General features: G+C 46.1%; 17 protein-coding genes. 11 read left to right on the top strand and 6 right to left on the bottom strand.

Features of this window, described 5'->3' with window-relative positions; all coding sequences use genetic code 11:
- From VIM87_RS16320 to xth, 3 genes are all read left to right on the top strand, one after another.
- On the top strand, positions 1-234 hold a 234-nt coding region (locus VIM87_RS16320), incomplete at its 5' end, for an Lrp/AsnC ligand binding domain-containing protein (RefSeq protein WP_331998025.1).
- 38 nt (positions 235-272) lie between these two features.
- Positions 273-932 (top strand): hypothetical protein, encoded by a 660-nt coding sequence (locus VIM87_RS16315; RefSeq protein WP_331998024.1) that lies wholly within the window; start codon positions 273-275, stop codon positions 930-932.
- An 80-nt stretch (positions 933-1,012) separates the two neighbouring features.
- Positions 1,013-1,786, top strand: a complete 774-nt coding sequence (gene xth, locus VIM87_RS16310; protein WP_331998023.1) for an exodeoxyribonuclease III — start codon at positions 1,013-1,015, stop codon at positions 1,784-1,786.
- A 12-nt stretch (positions 1,787-1,798) separates the two neighbouring features.
- Here xth and VIM87_RS16305 read toward each other — a convergent pair whose 3' ends face one another.
- Both VIM87_RS16305 and VIM87_RS16300 read right to left on the bottom strand, forming a co-directional pair.
- Positions 1,799-2,536 (bottom strand): SDR family oxidoreductase, encoded by a 738-nt coding sequence (locus tag VIM87_RS16305; RefSeq protein ID WP_331998022.1) that lies wholly within the window; start codon positions 2,534-2,536, stop codon positions 1,799-1,801.
- Positions 2,537-2,687: 151 nt separating this feature from the next.
- Positions 2,688-3,578, bottom strand: coding sequence for an AraC family transcriptional regulator (locus VIM87_RS16300; RefSeq protein ID WP_331998021.1), 891 nt, complete (start codon positions 3,576-3,578; stop codon positions 2,688-2,690).
- A gap of 164 nt (positions 3,579-3,742) precedes the next feature.
- Here VIM87_RS16300 and VIM87_RS16295 point away from each other — a divergent pair, with 164 nt between their 5' ends.
- Together VIM87_RS16295 and VIM87_RS16290 are read left to right on the top strand one after the other, a co-directional pair.
- Positions 3,743-4,153: an SRPBCC domain-containing protein gene (locus tag VIM87_RS16295; RefSeq protein WP_331998020.1), complete on the top strand. Its 411-nt coding sequence runs from the start codon at positions 3,743-3,745 to the stop codon at positions 4,151-4,153.
- A gap of 33 nt (positions 4,154-4,186) precedes the next feature.
- Positions 4,187-4,561: a nuclear transport factor 2 family protein gene (locus VIM87_RS16290; RefSeq protein WP_331998019.1), complete on the top strand. Its 375-nt coding sequence runs from the start codon at positions 4,187-4,189 to the stop codon at positions 4,559-4,561.
- 3 nt (positions 4,562-4,564) lie between these two features.
- Here the strand turns inward: VIM87_RS16290 and VIM87_RS16285 are convergent, their stop codons facing one another.
- On the bottom strand, positions 4,565-5,644 hold the full coding sequence (locus VIM87_RS16285) for a ketoacyl-ACP synthase III (protein ID WP_331998018.1): 1,080 nt from the start codon (positions 5,642-5,644) through the stop codon (positions 4,565-4,567).
- 460 nt (positions 5,645-6,104) lie between these two features.
- On the opposite strand from VIM87_RS16285, the gene VIM87_RS16280 reads away from it, so the two are divergent.
- The 6 genes from VIM87_RS16280 to VIM87_RS16255 all read left to right on the top strand — a co-directional run bounded on the left by VIM87_RS16280 (position 6,105) and on the right by VIM87_RS16255 (position 13,616).
- Positions 6,105-7,172, top strand: a complete 1,068-nt coding sequence (locus VIM87_RS16280; RefSeq protein ID WP_331998017.1) for a fatty acid desaturase — start codon at positions 6,105-6,107, stop codon at positions 7,170-7,172.
- 178 nt (positions 7,173-7,350) lie between these two features.
- Positions 7,351-8,940, top strand: coding sequence for a ribosomal protection-like ABC-F family protein (gene abc-f, locus VIM87_RS16275; RefSeq protein ID WP_331998016.1), 1,590 nt, complete (start codon positions 7,351-7,353; stop codon positions 8,938-8,940).
- Between the two features lie 85 nt (positions 8,941-9,025).
- Positions 9,026-9,478: a carboxymuconolactone decarboxylase family protein gene (locus VIM87_RS16270; RefSeq protein ID WP_331998015.1), complete on the top strand. Its 453-nt coding sequence runs from the start codon at positions 9,026-9,028 to the stop codon at positions 9,476-9,478.
- 83 nt (positions 9,479-9,561) lie between these two features.
- A complete protein-coding gene (locus VIM87_RS16265; RefSeq protein WP_331998014.1) occupies positions 9,562-9,909 on the top strand; it encodes a YciI family protein in 348 nt (115 codons plus the stop codon).
- A gap of 52 nt (positions 9,910-9,961) precedes the next feature.
- Positions 9,962-11,203: an RNA polymerase sigma factor gene (locus VIM87_RS16260; RefSeq protein WP_331998013.1), complete on the top strand. Its 1,242-nt coding sequence runs from the start codon at positions 9,962-9,964 to the stop codon at positions 11,201-11,203.
- 79 nt (positions 11,204-11,282) lie between these two features.
- On the top strand, positions 11,283-13,616 hold the full coding sequence (locus VIM87_RS16255; protein WP_331998012.1) for a hypothetical protein: 2,334 nt from the start codon (positions 11,283-11,285) through the stop codon (positions 13,614-13,616).
- A gap of 68 nt (positions 13,617-13,684) precedes the next feature.
- On the opposite strand, the gene VIM87_RS16250 is transcribed toward VIM87_RS16255, so the two are convergent.
- The 3 genes from VIM87_RS16250 to VIM87_RS16240 form a co-directional block, all read right to left on the bottom strand.
- On the bottom strand, positions 13,685-15,598 hold the full coding sequence (locus VIM87_RS16250; protein WP_331998011.1) for a DUF4157 domain-containing protein: 1,914 nt from the start codon (positions 15,596-15,598) through the stop codon (positions 13,685-13,687).
- A 133-nt stretch (positions 15,599-15,731) separates the two neighbouring features.
- The gene (locus VIM87_RS16245) at positions 15,732-16,004 is read right to left on the bottom strand and encodes a DUF4242 domain-containing protein (protein WP_331998010.1); all 273 of its coding nucleotides are present in this window, start codon (positions 16,002-16,004) and stop codon (positions 15,732-15,734) included.
- A gap of 280 nt (positions 16,005-16,284) precedes the next feature.
- Positions 16,285-16,645 (bottom strand): TIGR02452 family protein (locus VIM87_RS16240; RefSeq protein WP_331998009.1); only part of this gene is annotated, 361 nt, incomplete at its 5' end.

The following is a 16,645-nucleotide window of genomic DNA, read 5'->3' as shown; positions in this document are numbered from 1 at the left end:
ATAGGTGTAAAGCTGCCGCACGCCTACACGGATACATTTTTAAAAGCAACAGAAAAAATAGCCGGTATAACGGATATGGTGCGCGTAACCGGGGAGTATTGTTTCTTTGTAAGTGTAACGGTAAGCACAAGAGGCGAGCTGGATGTGATCCTGGATAAATTTGGAGCGTACGGGGAAACGATCACTTACAGCGTGTTATCGGAACCGGTAGAAGGGAAGGCGATAATGTTGTAAGTTTAGAATAAATACATACAAGATCCTCTGTATTAAATATGGAAGTTACTCAAAACCAGCTGGCGCAGCTGATTGCATTTAAACAGCGCGATAAATTTTCAGCAGCTGCATGGAATGAAAGAGGACTAAACCCCTCAGGAGATGAATTATGCCAGGCGCTGACCAATCAATTTAATGAATGTGCAGATAGGCTAATTGCAGGGATAAATAATGGCGCCACCAACAGGCAACTAAAGCGTATGTTAAGATCTGCGCTGTATGCATTTCATAAGCCTGATTACGATACAGAGGAGAGGGGATTTATTTGTGACCTTTTTGATGAGCTGGCGACCATTGTCAATGTGGATATTAAACACTACCTGAACAGCTGGTTATATGGTAGTGTGCTGGCCACGATTGTAAAAGTAGCCAGGTTCCTGCGGCCGGAAAAAGTAATAGATACTATCAGTCAGTCATGCAGTAGTTGTAACCAGGCATTGGATATCACCATATTGCAAAAAGAGGAAGGTATTCCCGATGGATTCTGGCTTATCGTAAAATGTTCAAATTGTAATGAATTTAATTTGTTATCACCGGGCCCAAATATAAGGAGTATGCGTTATGGTAATTATCAATGCGTGGAAACATTAAGTAAAGATGAATTTAGTTATGAGCAGGCGCAGGTAAGAATGGAACAGATTAAATTTTTTAGAAAGTAATGCTCTAACCTTCTGAACCTTATAACCCAATGGCACGAAATTCGAAGCATTTGATCCACACATAAATCCCATCCATCATCATGAAAATAGCTACCTATAACGTTAATGGTGTCAACGGCCGCTTACCCGTTCTGCTGCGCTGGTTGAAAGAAACCGCACCTGATGTGGCCTGTTTACAGGAGCTGAAAGCCCCGCAGGAAAAATTCCCGGAGCAGGCGATTACAGACGCCGGTTATGAAGCCATCTGGCACGGACAAAAAAGCTGGAACGGTGTAGCCATCCTTTCAAAAATTGGAAAGCCCCAGGAGCTACGGCGGGCGCTGCCCGGCGACCCGGACGATGTAAATAGCCGTTATATAGAAGCCACTATCAACGGCATCTTAATAGGCTGTTTGTATTTACCAAACGGCAACCCTGCGCCAGGCCCTAAGTTAGACTATAAGCTAAGCTGGTTCAAACGCCTGCACGCGCATGCAAAGGACCTGCTGGCGCAGGATATACCGGTAGTGTTGACAGGTGATTATAATGTAATGCCCACTGAGCTGGATGTGTATAAGCCTGAAAGCTGGGTGAATGATGCCTTGTTCCTGCCGGAAGTGCGCGATGCATTTAAGAACCTGGTAGCACAGGGCTGGACGGATGCTATACGAAAGCTGTATCCCAACGAAAAGATCTACACCTTCTGGGATTATTTCCGCCAGGCATATACCCGCAATGCCGGTTTGCGCATTGATCATTTTCTGCTAAGTCCGCACCTGGAAAAGCGCCTGAAAGCCGCCGGTGTTGATAAAGATGTACGCGGCTGGGAGAAATCAAGCGATCATGCGCCGGTGTGGATCCAGCTGGATAAGTGAGCCGCCATTTGCTCACCAGGGACTTTCATCCCCTTCACCATCCATATCATTGCTGAAGTATTTTCCGGTAGGGCCATCTGCATCAAGTAAAGCATATTTTACAATGATCTTTGCAGCGTCCTCCACGCTGCCAGGGCCGCGGTGGTTATTAAAGTCAGTACCCGTATGGCCCGGGTCCACTGCATTTACTTTGAAGGCAGTATCGCGCAGCTCATAGGCCAGGGCAACGGTATACGCGTTCAGGGCTGTTTTGGAAGGGCCGTAAGCACCGCCTTTTATTGCATAATATTTCCAGTTAGGGTCGCTGTGTAAGGTAAGCGATCCTAACCCGGACGTTACATTCACAATACGCTGGGCAGCGGACTTTTTCAACAGGTCCAGGAAAACCTGTGTAACGTTAATGGCGCCAAAAAAGTTGGTGTCAAAAACTTCGCGGATAGTGGCTACATCTGTTGTGGAAGGCGCTTGCGGAAAGCCTCCGCTAATGCCGGCGTTATTAACCAGCAGGTCCAGTGAAGCAGTTTGTTTTCCTACCTGCTCCCTGGCCGCTTTTACAGATGCCGGATCAGCTACGTTTAGCTGAACAAGCGTGATCTGGTCAAACCCTTCTGCTTTCAGCCGGGCTACTGCCTGCTCTCCATTTTTAAGATCCCTGCTGCCCAGGAAAATAAAATAACCTTGTGAAGCCAATTGCCTGGCGGTTTCAAAACCAATGCTTTTGTTTGCGCCTGTTATAAGTGCTGTTTTCATCTGTTAATATTGAATTTTTTACGGGTCAGATAGAACCTCGCATCAACATGCCCCTGTGTGAGAAAATGTCTTGTGCTCGGTTTCATCTGTTTTTTATTTACAGGGCAAAGTTATTCCTGCCTGTAATCCTAAAACTGCACTTCGAATGGTTTCAATGGTAAATTTCACGGATAGCGCTCCGGTACTGTAACGGCGTTTGCTGGGTAAGCCTTTTGAAGAATTTATTGAAGTAAGACGCCTCCTCAAACCCAAGGTTAAAGGCAATCTCTTTAATGGACTGATCGGTATGGTACAACAGCCGTTTGGCTTCCAGTATTAAACGTTCATGGATATGTACAATAGCAGGTTTGCCGCTTTGCTCCTTTACCACCTCGCTTAAATGCCCGGCAGAAATGTTCATCAGCTGCGCATAGGCGGCTACTTCGTGCAAACGGGTATAGGATGCTTCAATGTGTGAAAGATATTTCTTTAACAGCAGCCGCTCTGGTAGCTGGTTTACCTCGCTGAACTGTTCCATATACAGGCGGCTTAAATAGATCAGCAGCACCTTGGTATAGCTTAGCAGCATCGTATGCTGCCACTCATGTTTGGCGTGGTACTCAGCATAGATCTTCTCCAGTATATCCTCCACAAAAGCCAGGTCCTGCTCATTCAGCTTCAGCTCATGGCCGTTGTAAGGATTCTGGATAATAGGCAGGTTTTTAAGGAAATCGTTTTCATCGGTAGCCAGGAAATCCCGGGTAAAGCTAAGCGTAGCGCCGGTAAGGGCCGCGGTTTCTTCCTTTAAATGTACCTGGTAAGGCACCGTAAAGTAAAAGGTATTATCCTTTAAGGTATAAGGGGTCATGTCTATCCAGTGCCGGCTGCTGCCCTTTTTTACAAAAGCAAAAAAGTAATAGTCTTTCCGGTGCGGCACCAGGAAGTCGGAACGCCGGTAATACAATACACTGTCGTTTTTATTAATCCGGAAAAACTTGTTCCCCGTAGCGCTATCCGGCTCAAAAGCATATTTAGGAATAGTTGTTTCTGCAGTGTAGATCATACCCGGAAATTAAGCCATTTCAGCGAACCTTTCGGGATCCTTCATAAAACCGGTTGCTCGATAAGATGAAATCGCCCTGTCCAAATCCATCCCCCATATTGTCTAAATGGTACATCCCCGAAGTAATATTTAGACAGTAGTTTTGTTGCATAAACATTAAAACTATGGCAGACATCAGACACAATGTAGTGATAAAAACTACCCCCGAAAAAGTTTACCAGGCCGTTACCACACAGGAAGGTCTTGAAGCATGGTGGTGTAAGGATACAACCGCCAAACCGGAAGCAGGCTTTGTGAATATCTTCATCTTTGGAAAATACTATAACGAAATGAAGGTAACTGACCTTGTTGCCAACAAAAGGGCAGCATGGGAATGCATTAATTCAATTGAGGAATGGATCAGCACCGGCATCTCCTTCGACCTGGAAGAAAAGAACGGGAATACGTTATTACGGTTCACCCATGGAAATTGGAAGGCAGTTACAGATACATTTGCTGCCTGTAATTATGACTGGGCTTCATTTATGAAAAGCTTAAAATCGTATTGCGAAACCGGAACAGGACAACCCGCTTAATCATCTCATCAATCACATAAAAAAACACGAACAATGCAAAACGCAAAAACATTCACCACGCAGCAGGTTGCAGCACGGTTCAATGAACTGGCCCAGCAGGAAAAATGGTTTGAGATCCAGGACGAATTCTTTACCGAAAATGTTACCAGCACAGATCCTGCCGGCTCTCCGTATTTTGGATATGCAGAAGGTAAGGCGGACGTTCGCAAAAAGGGCGAAGACTTTGTAAAACGGATCGAAGCGGTTCACAGCGCTTCTACAACCGCACCGGTGGTGGGCGGCAATCATTTTGCAGTTGGAAGGGATATGGATATTACCGTACAGGGCTACGGCAGGATCCAGATCAACGAGGTCATGCTCTATGAAGTGAAGGATGGTCAGATCATATCCGAGCAATTCTTTTATTAACCCCTACGCCGTATACCGGTAACACACTGCATTAATATTCATCCCCGCGCCAACAGACGCAAACAATATTACATCTCCTGTATTTAACGTATGGTGGTCTAACTGGCCCCTGAGCACCAGGTCATATAAGGTAGGAATGGTAGCTACGGAGCTGTTGCCCAGCCATTGAATGGTCATCGGCATAATATATTCCGGCGCCTGTTCTATGCCATACAGCCCGTAAAAAGCCTTTACAATCGCCTCGTCCATTTTTTCATTGGCCTGGTGGATGAATATTTTCTTTAACCCGTCAATAGGTATACCGCTTTTATCCAGGCACTCCTTCATGGCCTCCGGCACATGACGCAGCGCATACTCATACACTTTGCGGCCTTTCATTTTAACATAACGGGTATGGCTATCCGCATCCGGGAAATACGAGCTGCCAAAATTAATATACTCCAGCTCATCAAAACAGTCAGACCGGCTGCTGGTAGCCAGTATACCGGCGCCGGCAGGGCCGGTTTCCTGCTGTTCAATAACGCAGGCGCCTGCCCCATCGGAAAAGATCATACTGTCGCGGTCATAACGGTCTATCATCCGCGAAACAGTTTCCGTACCAATTACCAGGCACTTTTTTGCCGCACCTGCCCGCAGGCTAATGTCGGCCTGTATTACCCCCTGCAGCCAGCCCGGGCAGCCGAATAAAAGATCGTAGGCAATACAGTTAGGATTGCGGATCCCAAGATTATGTTTTACCCTGGATGCTATCGAGGGCACTGCATCTGTTTGCGAAGTGCCATTATTAACATCGCCATAGTTATGCGCTACAATGATCTGGTCAAGAGATTCAGGCGCTATACCGCTGCCTTCAATGGCCAGCCGGCCTGCATGGGTAGCCATGTCAGAGGCATTAATACCCTCCGCCGCATAACGGCGTTCATTGATCCCCGTTATTTGCTGGAATTTTCTGATGATCTGTGGCGAAGGCTGATCGATCAGCTCATGTTTGTCCGTATAAAAACTGCCGGGTTCAAAATCTTTATTATTCTTAATAACAGACGGGATGTAGGCGCCCGTGCCGGTAATAATGGAGCGTTGCATAGATTGTACTGTTCAGGTTAGCTGATTAATAGCCATCGGTATTGTCCAACAATGAGCAGCTAAAGACGGCTATACATGCCTGGGCTTATGATCTTTTCTCCACGTAGATTAAATGCCGCAATTCAAGGTATGTGAAAAGAGGAATATAAGTGTTGCAAATATAGGCATCTTACCCCAATGCACAACTTATTGTATTTCAATTTATAACTTTAACAAAATATTTGCAATATATTTTATATATTCGTGCCTGATTCTTTTGATAGCAACCTGCAACACTTGGATTTACTTTTTAACTGTTACGGTAACAATCATCGTCTCACCTTTTAGCACCTGGGCATTCCATTTTTAACAGCAATTAATGTCTCGGGGCCAGCTTTCACACCACACCATCCATGTGAAAAATTTGTTTAACGATCCAGAAGGCAATCACGGATTAAAATTTATTAAAACTATTCCATATATGTCATTTATAGAGAATGTGCTTGAGGCGCCGGATTATGGCTGGAAAAACAGCCAGGGATCTTTATACAAACCCACTCACAGGCAAATGTTTGCCCAGTTCTTTAGCAGGCTCAATATTTTTGCCTCTGCCAAGAACTGGATGCCGTTTTTCTCCTGGTTATGTACGCTGTCGCTGATGCCTTTCCTGTTTATTTTTATTGCCATGGAAATAAATGATTTCAATCCATGGTACCTGGCTGCAGCATTTGTATATGGAATGGTATTCATGGGCACGCATGGCACCATCTGGTACCACCGTTATTGTACGCACCAGGCCTATACTTTCCGTAATAATTTCTGGCGGTTTGTAACAGCAAACCTGGTTGTTAAGATGATACCGGAAGAGCTGTATGTGGTATCGCACCATGTGCACCATTCTTTGTCTGATAAACCTGGTGATCCTTATAATGCAGAAGGCGGTTTTTTGTACTGTTTCCTGGCAGATGTGAATCATCAGCCCATTGCAAAGAACCTGAATGAAGAGGATTATGCACGCACCGCAAAAATGCTTTCACATACAGGCGTAAAAGCCAATTCCTATCAGCAGTATCTAAAATGGGGCTCTGTTGCCTCGCCGCTGAGAACAGTGATGGCTACGGTGGCCAGCTGGATCTTCTGGTTCACAGTGTTTTACCTGATCGGCGGTTTTTACCTGGTAGCAGCCTTATTGACCGGCACTTTTGTATGGGCAGTAGGTGTAAGGACCTTTAACTACGAAGGCCATGGTAAAGGAGAGAACAAACAAGTGGTTGGAACCGATTTTAATGCAGATGATAAATCCATTAACCAGTGGTGGCCCGGTATCGTTGCAGGGGAGTGGCATAATAACCACCACCTGTACCCCGCCAGTGCCCGCTCCGGTTTCTTACCCGGCCAGATAGACCTGGCATGGTACTATATAAAAACCTTAAAGCTCATCGGCGCAGTATCTTCCTGCCGGGATGCTAAAAAACAATTCATAGAAAAATACAGAAACCCGTATTTGTTGGGAAAAAGGCAGCAGGAGCCTGCGCATCCTGTGTTATAGATACCGCTAAATTCTTAGTTTCAGGCTGTTTCCTTTGAACAGTCTGAAACATTTTTTTTATTAACTTTGCCTCTCTGATCAAAACAATACCTTAATGTGAGATTCACTTTCTTTTAATAAATAAACAGCACCGGCCGCTATGGCCCTGGTGATTATTTACTTTTTAAAGAAAGGAATCATGATAATGCTGCAAGGTATTACCTACACACATCCCAACCGGGATCTATTATTTACTGGTATAGATCTCGTTATCAACAAACACGATAAAATTGCATTAATAGGCAATAACGGCGCAGGAAAATCTACCCTGTTAAAGATCCTGTCCGGTAATCTGCAGCCTTCCGGCGGCCTGGTGAAAACAGGCAGCAAGCCTTACTATTTACCACAGCTGTTCGGTCAGTACAACGATCTTAGCATTGCAGCGGCCCTGCAGGTGCAGCATAAGCTGCAGGCATTAAAAGAGATCCTGGATGGCCATGTAACAGAGCAGAACATGGCCTTGCTGGATGATGACTGGGCGATTGAAGAACGCTGCCAGGAGGCCTTCATGCACTGGAAGCTGAACGGGCTGGACCTTAGCCAAAAAATGGGCACCCTCAGCGGCGGGCAAAAAACAAGGGTGTTCCTGGCAGGTATTATGATCCACCGCCCGGAAATAGTTTTATTGGATGAGCCCAGCAACCACCTGGATTCCCTTAGCCGGAACATCCTTTATAACTATATACAAACTACCAACAACACCCTGGTAGTGGTAAGCCACGACAGAACTTTATTAAACCTCCTGCATACCGTTTATGAGCTCAGCAAGCGTGGTATCACGGTCTACGGCGGTAATTATGATTTTTACGCGGCACAGAAAATGGCAGAGAAGGATGCGCTGGACCAGGATCTTAAAAGCAGGGAAAAAGCGCTGCGCAAGGCAAAAGAAACAGAAAGAGAATCGCTGGAACGGCAGCAAAAGCTGGATGCCCGGGGAAAAAAGAAACAGGAAAAAGCAGGCCTGCCCACCATTTCCATGAATACCTTTAAGAACAATGCCGAAAAAAGCACGGCACGTTTAAAAGGCGTTCATGCGGAGAAAGTAGATGCCATTGCGCAGGAGCTGGATCAGCTGCGGAAAGAGCTGCCCGGTACAGAAAAAATGAAGCTGGACCTCGACAATTCCGCTCTGCATAAGGGAAAGATCCTTGTTACTGCAAAGGAAATTAATTTTGGATATGGCGAGGGGCAGCTTTGGCAACCCGGCCTTAGCTTCCAGGTAAAAAGCGGTGAGCGTTTAGCCATTAAAGGCGGCAACGGCTCCGGCAAAACCACCTTAATAAAAATGATCTTAGGGCAGCTGCAGCCCCGCTCAGGCGCCCTGGACAGGGCCGGCGTAAAAGCTATTTATATTGACCAGGATTATTCAGGCATCAATGATCAGCTCAGCGTATATGAACAGGCGCAGCAGGCCAATACCGGCGCCCTGCAGGAGCATGAGGTAAAAACCCGCTTAAACCGTTTCCTGTTTACAAAAGAATACTGGGACAAACCCTGCAGCGCGCTGAGCGGCGGAGAAAAAATGCGGTTAATGCTTTGCGCCCTAACCATCCGTAACCAGGCGCCGGATATGATCATATTAGATGAGCCCACCAATAACCTGGACATTCAGAACATAGAGATCTTAACCAATGCCATTAATGAATATAAAGGCACACTGCTGGTAGTATCGCACGACGAGTATTTTTTAAAGCAGGTCAATGTGGAAGGGGAGATTTTGGTGGGATAAAAATTTTTAAAAAAAATATTTCCTTTTTTGTCCAATCCGGGAAGTTCAGTTGTCATTCTGCTTTAACAACATAAAAATTAAAGCAATGAATCAACGTTTGAATCTTCACCAGAAAGGACAAAATGCCCTTAAAACACTTTTTGCCACCGGCAGTTACCTGAAAAAATCATCCCTGGAGCTTTCCTTACGGGAGCTGGTTGATTTCAGGGTATCCCAGATCAATGGCTGCGCCTATTGCCTGGATATGCATTCAAAAGATGCAAGGGCCCATGGCGAAACGGAGCAGCGCCTGTATGGTTTAAGCGCCTGGCGCGAAACGCCTTATTATAATGACCGGGAAAGGGCTGCATTAGCCTGGGCAGAAGCCGTTACCGCCGGCCATGTACCGGATGATGTTTATAATGATGCCATACAGCAATTCTCAGAAGAAGAGCTGATCGATCTTACGCTCGCCGTTACTAACATCAATGCCTGGAACCGTTTTAACCTGGCATTTCCCACTACGCCGGGCGGCTACCGGGTAGGGCAGTTCGGTTGATCGTACCGCCGCTTTTAGGTATAGAACCTTACAGATCATTTACTAAATTGTAGCAATTTTAATAACGCCAAACAACAAATAAAATGAACGAGTTCCTGTTAATATTCCGCAGAGATTTCACGAATAAGGAAGCGCAGCCATCACCCGATGAGCTGCAGGCTTCCCTGAAGCTTTGGCAAGACTGGTTCGGCGGAATTGCTGCCCAGGACAAGCTGGCCAGGCCCCTGCAAAGATGGGATGGTAAAGGGAAGGTGGTAACATCTAATAAGGTGGTCACCAACGGGCCTTATGTTGAGATCAAAGAATCAATAGGCGGATTAGCGATCATAAAAGCGGCGGATTATGAAGAAGCCTGCGAAATTGCGCAGGGCTGCCCCATTCTGCTGTTAGGAGGTAATGTAGAGGTACGGATGGCCAGCCCCATCGAGTAGCACAGATTGTTTTCTGAAAATGCCTTTGTAATTTACAAGGGCATTTTTTTCTATGAACGGAAATCAGCTCATCCCGAATTTATTCAGAACAGAGTACCAGAAGATCGTTTCGGTGCTCTGTTACCTGTTTGGCATTGAACATATTGAAATAGCAGAAGATATTGTCAGCGATACATTCCTTGCTGCAACAGAATCATGGAGCCTGCACGGCATCCCGGATAATCCCACGGCATGGCTTTATACTGTGGCAAAGAACAAAACAAAGAATTATTTAAAGCGCAACTCCCTGTTTGAACAAAAGCTTTCAGCGGAATTAAAATACAGCGCAAGCCTGGAAACCGGCAGCGAAATTGAAATTGACCTCTCGCCCAAAAACATTACCGACAGCCAGCTGGGTATGATCTTTACCGTATGCAACCCTGTTATTGCAGCTGAGGCGCAGATTGCGCTTGCCCTAAACCTGTTATGCGGTTTTGGCATCCAGGAAATAGCAGATGCCTTTTTAACTAACAAAGAGGTAGTGTATAAGCGGATAAACCGGGCCAAGGAAAAGCTGAAAGAAGCAAAGATCAAAATTGAAACACCCGGCCTGGCAGAGATCAACACCCGGTTGGAAATGGTGCTCACCACCATTTACCTGCTGTTTTCAGAAGGTTATTATTCAACTTCAAAGAATATCACCTTACGCAAAGACCTTTGCGCAGAAGCAATGCGGCTAACCTACCTGCTGATTGAAAATACAAATACCAATACGCCGGCTGTAAATGCCTTGATGGCCCTGATGTGTTTTCACACTTCGCGCTTTGATGCCCGGATGAATGAAGAGGGAGAGGCCATCCTTTACCAGGACCAGGATCCGGCGCGCTGGAACCAGGAGCTCATTGCCAAAGGCCGGTATTTTCTGCACCAGGCGTCTTCGTTAGAGGTGTTAACAAAGTATCACCTGGAAGCAGGTATTGCTTATTGGCATACCTTTAAGGAAGACAGCACTGAAAAATGGGAAGGCATTCTGCAGCTGTATAATAACCTGCTTATCCTGCAATATTCTCCCATTGCTGCACTTAACAGAACGTATGCCTTAAGCAAGGTAAAAGGGAAACAGGCCGCCATTATTGAAGCGGAAAAGCTGGGGCTTACCAGTAACCATTTTTATTATTCATTATTGGGGAACCTTTATACGGATATTGATAATAAGCAGGCATTACAACATTTTGAAAAGGCATTGGAGCTGGCGGCTTCCGCATCGGATAAAGCGATGATAGCAAAGAACATTGCCCGGCTAAGCACCCCTTAGTGTTGGCCTTCACAGGCTAAATACATACAATTTTTATCTTGATCACCTATATACTTTTGTACGTAACAAACCCATCCGCATGCAAAAAAACAGCACTTCCATTGGCAACCGCATTAAGAACCGTATCAGGTCTATTATTCTTACGCTTACGCCCGGCCAGGCAAGCCTGAAAGCCGCCGGTACCGGTGTTTTTATAGCCGCCCTGCTCTTTTTTGTTCTTTCAATGGCAGATACTTTTTTAAAGGGCGTTAGCTTTGGCTATTACCTGGTAAGTGTTTTATGCTACCTGCTGATAGCCGTGGCAGCAGCCTGGCTGGTTGGGCAGCTGGTGCGGCTGGTAGCCAAAACACCGCGCAATTTCAGAACAGCAGTAGCGCTGGTTGTTTTGAGCCTGCTGTTTTTCTTCCGGCTCAGCGGGGAGTATGGCTGGATCCTGATCTCCATCCTGATCATTTTCCCGGCTTTGACCTTTGGAGCATTGTATGCCTTGAAAGCCCACCGGGGAGCGGCATGGCCTAAAAAGCAGCGGATCATTACCCTGGTTTCGCTGGCCATAGGTGTACTGGGCATCGCCATAAGCCTGTATATTTTCTTATATCCCGGCACACGGGTTAAACCTATAAAAGATTATAAGACGCTGGCTCATTTACCGGAGCCAATTCAGGCTGCCGATCCGTCTAAGCCCGGCAGCCATGCAGTATCATTCCTCACCTATGGGTCGGGGAAAGACAAGCGCCGTAAAATATATGGGAAGGATGTAAAAATAAAAACGCCTTCAGTGGATGCCAGCTTCCTGCTTAAATCCTGGGATGGCTTATCCGGTAAGCTGCGTACCTGGTACTTTGGCTTTGATCAAACAGAGCTGCCTTTGAACGCTATGGTATGGTACCCCAAAGATCTGAAAGCGCCTGCCCCGCTGGTGCTGGTAGTGCATGGGAATCATCTTGCCCAGGACTGGTCGGAAGGTGGGTATGATTACCTGGGTGAGCTGCTGGCCAGCAGGGGATATATAGTGGCTTCGGTGGATGAGAATTTTCTTAACTCCAGCTTTACAGACCTGCCGGGCGGAGGCTTGAAAGAAGAAAATGGCGTAAGAGGATGGATGATGCTGAAACACCTGGAGCTTTGGAGAAAGTGGAACCAGGATCCAACGAATCCCTTTTATCATCTTGTAGATATGGATCACATTGCCCTCATGGGCCATTCAAGGGGAGGAGAGGCTATGTCACACGCCGCCTTATTCAACACCCTGCCCAGCTTTCCGGATAATGCAAATGAAGTGTTCAATTTTAATTTCAACATCAAAGCCTATGTAGCCATTGCCCCGGTTGACGGGCAATATAAACCCGCTGCTATACTGGCCCCGCTGAAAGACATCAACTATTTTGTGATACAGGGAACGCATGATATGGACATGCAATCTTACGGGGGCTTAAGCCCTTTTAAGCGCATTGAATATTCACCTTCATTCAACGGTATTAAGGCCGGTTTATATGTGCACCACGCCAACCATGGCCAGTTCAATACCTCCTGGGGAAAGTACGATGGCAGCAGCCCTTATATTAACCGCTTTAACATGACCAACCTGATGCCGGCCAAAGACCAGGAGCAAATAGCAAAGGTGTACATCAGCGCTTTCCTGGATCTGAACCTGAAAGGAGACAGTGTTTACAAGCCCCTGTTTATGGATTACCGTTATGGCCGCCAATGGCTGCCCAAACAAATTTATTTCAACCAGTTTGAGAGCAGCCGCACTACTTACATAGCGCGGTATGAAGAAGACCTGAACCTGCAAACAGCCACCCGGCCAGGCGTTTCCATATCATCGGCACACCTGAGCGTTTGGCGGGAAGCGCAGCATAAGCTCATGTGGGGCGATCATATTTCCCGTGCCGCCTATATAGGATGGAACAGGGAAGAGGTGGATTCACTGGTAGGTAAATACACCTTCACCTTGCCGGATAGCGCAGGGTTAAAGCTGGATGGCCGCTCGCTGGTATTTAGCCTGGCAGAAAGCGACGAAAGCTCCCTCCACGTTGAGAAAGGCAGGAAGAGCAAAGCAGAAAAAAAGAAAGAGAAAAAAGCCGCTAAAGAAGATAAGAAGGACAACGAAAAAAAGCCGGTTGACTTTACCCTGGAATTAACAGACCAGCAGGGAGCCCATATCCGCTTTCTGTTAAGTGAGTGCATGCCGCTGCAGCCGCAGATAAAGAAGAACCTTGCGAAATACGCTTTTCTAACGTCTAATGATGATGCAGAATCTATTCCTGATTTCTTTTATTTTAACCTGGATGCATTGCAGAAGAAAAATCCTGCTTTTGTAATGAATAAGCTGCGCAGCATTCAGCTGATCTTTGACCAGTCGAAAGCAGGCGTGATTATTTTGGATGATGTAGGGTTTATGGAGCATTAGCTGGCCGTTATTTTCCATTATAACAGGGTTTTTGTAGAATTTTTTCCATTATAATAATTGGATACCTATTATTTCCCTGAAAGAAAATCCGTTCTGCCCTCAATAGAAATACCAATGAAAGGCCTTACCGGCTGATCCTGGTTTATACGGGGCGGGTCGGGCAATACCCTGGACTGGCTTGTGCCGTCAGGCGGTTGATTGACGATGCTGCCCAGCCCGGGGAAATTATATATTTTCCCGATCGTTATAAACGTTTGATTACCGCTGCCTATCGGGAAAGATACGGACGGTATGGGCAGATCATCTGCCGTAATAGAAAGCAGGTTGCCGGATCCTATTTTACCAAGGAAGCGGAAGGTATCAGGCATTAACAGGTTGCCATATCCCAATCCGCGTACATCGCCAAACCGGTTGGCCTCAAGGCCTCTTAACGGGCTAAAGGGGGATTGATTCACCGTTACAATAGTTTCATCCCGTTTTTCCTTATTGGTTTCTCCCATTGCTTTGCCTCCTTTATCAATTAACCGTTCCCACCATTTGTCTTTATCAGAAGGCGGGCGCAGATAGGAGATTAAACGTTTCATTACAACGTCTTTAATTGCTTTCTCGCGTTCAGCTTTGGTTTTTAACAGGAAGATGTTCTTCAGGCTGATAGCGGTTTCCCGGATCACAAGGGAAGCTAACAAAATGGCCAGCTGGTGGTTTTTGTTAGAGGGATAGTCCTTGGCTATTTTGGCATGCGAAGTGGCGGAAGATGCTGCCTGGTCTTTTTTAAACTTATCATCGTAAAATTCACTCGTTGTTCCGGTGGTTACATGGGATGCTATGGAATACAGGGAGGTATTGTCGCTGGTTCCAACAGAGCCTGTGGTAAGCTCCGTACCAAAAGAAGTATCATGCTGTGTGAGCTCTACAAAGTTGGAATGCGCAAAAAAATCTTCTATGGTATGAAAGGCGTTGCCGATTCGGGTAAAGCCTGCTGCGGATGGAGGCGTTTGTTCTACCGCAGCAAGAAATTCCGTTTCAATATATTCAATGGGTGTTTTTTTTGTGGGTTCACCTTTGATGGGTAAGATCCGGGGTACCCATTGCTGGCTTTTTTCATCCCATATTTTGTTCCACTCGTCCCGGCTTATCCAGCGTTGTTTTTCACTGTCCCATACAAAATTATCAAAGTGCTCATAATCCTTATAGCCTCCGAAGCGGTTATACTCTCCCAGCAGCAGCGCATTTACCAAAGCATTGGGGCTTTGACTGTAATCCCGTTGTTTATTGCCTTTTTCAACGTTGCGGATATCAGCTTCCTCAAAAATGCCTGACAAGGCCGATTCATCTATCACATGGTGATCATCGTCAGAAAACCTCTGAATGGAAGGTGCGCCGCTTTGCTGCACGGTATGTGTGAGCTCATGCGCCAGCAGCTGTTTGCCACTTTCGGATTGAGGATTGTATTTGCCTTCGTTAAAATAAATATCGTTACCCACTGTAAATGCCTGCGATTGCAATTCGCGGTTCATTTGTATGGATTCATTATCCGTATGGATCTTTACGCTGCTGAAATCAGTGCCAAAGCGGTTTTCCATAAAGGTTCTGGCGCCATCGTCAATAGCGCTGCCACTTCCTTTTGATGCCTGGATCTTACTGCTTACAGCATCGGATGCCTGGGTGCCGCCTTCGCTGCCCTTCTTTTGGATAAAAGAAGCTAAGGGCTTGCGTTGTACCTGCTCTTCGTTTTCGCAATGCGCACATTTACGTTGAATAAAAGAAGTGGCAGGCATGCGCATTACTTTATTGGCCATGGCATCGGCTTCATGCTCTAACGGATCGTCGGTAGCGCCGATGCTTAATTTGCAGGAAATAGACAATGGCATAACACCCATTTCAGGCCTGGTGGGTTGTACGGGTTCCTGTGCAGGCAATACGGTTGCATTTGCTTTTGTGGGGGCATTCGGTGTTTGTGTATGGTGTATTGGCATGTTCATGTAAGGCGGTGTTTGTTTTGAACAAAACAACATAGCATAAGCCCGGTTAAAGCGGTACAGGCTTAAAGAGTTAACGGGAGATATCATAAAAATAAGAAGTAGCAGCAGATCCTGCTGCTACTTCCGGGGAATACTATTCTGCAGTGGTAGGGTCAATAACCGTAGCCACCTCGTTGATGGAATTGGCTGGAAACCCTCCCTGCTTTGCATGTTCACGGATCATGTCTGCATTCGGCGCAATGTAAACACAATAGATCTTGTCGGCGGTTACAAAACTCTGAACCCATTGGATTTCTGGTCCCATTTTGTTTAGCACGCCACACGAAGTTTGAGAAACTGCTTTTAACTGTTCTGCGGATAATTTACCTGCGCCTGGAATTTCGCGCTCGATCACATACTTAGGCATAATTTAATTGTTTTAATTTTTCTATCCATTAACCATTGAAATTTGCTTTATTATAGCTGCTATTTGTTGTGGGGTGGCCATTGAGATAGTAAAAGGGGTACGCCATAAATATACGCAATTATTTCATTGTGCAGGCTGGGCGGCGCAAAAGCGGCGGGGGATCTTAGTAACGGCGGCCCTGGTTTGCTGTACGGTGGTAATTGGAGGATTAACGGCAGTGGTATTAATATAACTTCTTCGCCAGGATTTGGCTTCACGCTTTAGGCAATCGCTTTGGCCATTACTTTTCAGCAAAGGCATCACTGAATGCCGCTATATTACTGCCGTCTTTACTTTTGTCCAGTACTGCAAAGACAACAGATTTAAAACATTGGCTGTACTTACCGCCATTTAGCAGGTAGTGTGCAAAATACCTGGCAATATCTTTCGGGTCGTTCCGGAATACACCGCAACCCCAGGCGCCAAGCAGCAGGTGTTTTATATTGTGGTGAACGAATAGCGCCAGCACTTTATCCATCCTGCGCAGCATGGTCTCCTCCGTATGTATCATTTCTTCCGGGCGATTATTTTTTATCGCCCCAACGTTTACAGCCGGACTGGTTATAAAAGACATTTTGTAAGGATTAGCCAATAAGTGGCCA

This window comes from Chitinophaga sp. (genome assembly GCF_036569125.1).
Classification (GTDB): domain Bacteria; phylum Bacteroidota; class Bacteroidia; order Chitinophagales; family Chitinophagaceae; genus Chitinophaga.
Note: the sequence above shows the minus strand (reverse complement) of the source record. Positions and strands in the feature narration are given on the sequence as shown.

Coding starts and splice junctions, on each gene's coding strand:
- VIM87_RS16280 (WP_331998017.1), top strand. CDS start 6,105: ATGTCATTTATAGAGAATGTGCTTGAGGCGCCGGATTATGGCTGGAAA.
- VIM87_RS16255 (WP_331998012.1), top strand. CDS start 11,283: ATGCAAAAAAACAGCACTTCCATTGGCAACCGCATTAAGAACCGTATC.
- xth (WP_331998023.1), top strand. CDS start 1,013: ATGAAAATAGCTACCTATAACGTTAATGGTGTCAACGGCCGCTTACCC.
- VIM87_RS16270 (WP_331998015.1), top strand. CDS start 9,026: ATGAATCAACGTTTGAATCTTCACCAGAAAGGACAAAATGCCCTTAAA.
- VIM87_RS16260 (WP_331998013.1), top strand. CDS start 9,962: ATGAACGGAAATCAGCTCATCCCGAATTTATTCAGAACAGAGTACCAG.
- VIM87_RS16295 (WP_331998020.1), top strand. CDS start 3,743: ATGGCAGACATCAGACACAATGTAGTGATAAAAACTACCCCCGAAAAA.
- VIM87_RS16285 (WP_331998018.1), bottom strand. CDS start 5,644: ATGCAACGCTCCATTATTACCGGCACGGGCGCCTACATCCCGTCTGTT.
- VIM87_RS16305 (WP_331998022.1), bottom strand. CDS start 2,536: ATGAAAACAGCACTTATAACAGGCGCAAACAAAAGCATTGGTTTTGAA.
- VIM87_RS16265 (WP_331998014.1), top strand. CDS start 9,562: ATGAACGAGTTCCTGTTAATATTCCGCAGAGATTTCACGAATAAGGAA.
- VIM87_RS16245 (WP_331998010.1), bottom strand. CDS start 16,004: ATGCCTAAGTATGTGATCGAGCGCGAAATTCCAGGCGCAGGTAAATTA.
- VIM87_RS16290 (WP_331998019.1), top strand. CDS start 4,187: ATGCAAAACGCAAAAACATTCACCACGCAGCAGGTTGCAGCACGGTTC.
- abc-f (WP_331998016.1), top strand. CDS start 7,351: ATGATAATGCTGCAAGGTATTACCTACACACATCCCAACCGGGATCTA.
- VIM87_RS16315 (WP_331998024.1), top strand. CDS start 273: ATGGAAGTTACTCAAAACCAGCTGGCGCAGCTGATTGCATTTAAACAG.
- VIM87_RS16300 (WP_331998021.1), bottom strand. CDS start 3,578: ATGATCTACACTGCAGAAACAACTATTCCTAAATATGCTTTTGAGCCG.
- VIM87_RS16250 (WP_331998011.1), bottom strand. CDS start 15,598: ATGAACATGCCAATACACCATACACAAACACCGAATGCCCCCACAAAA.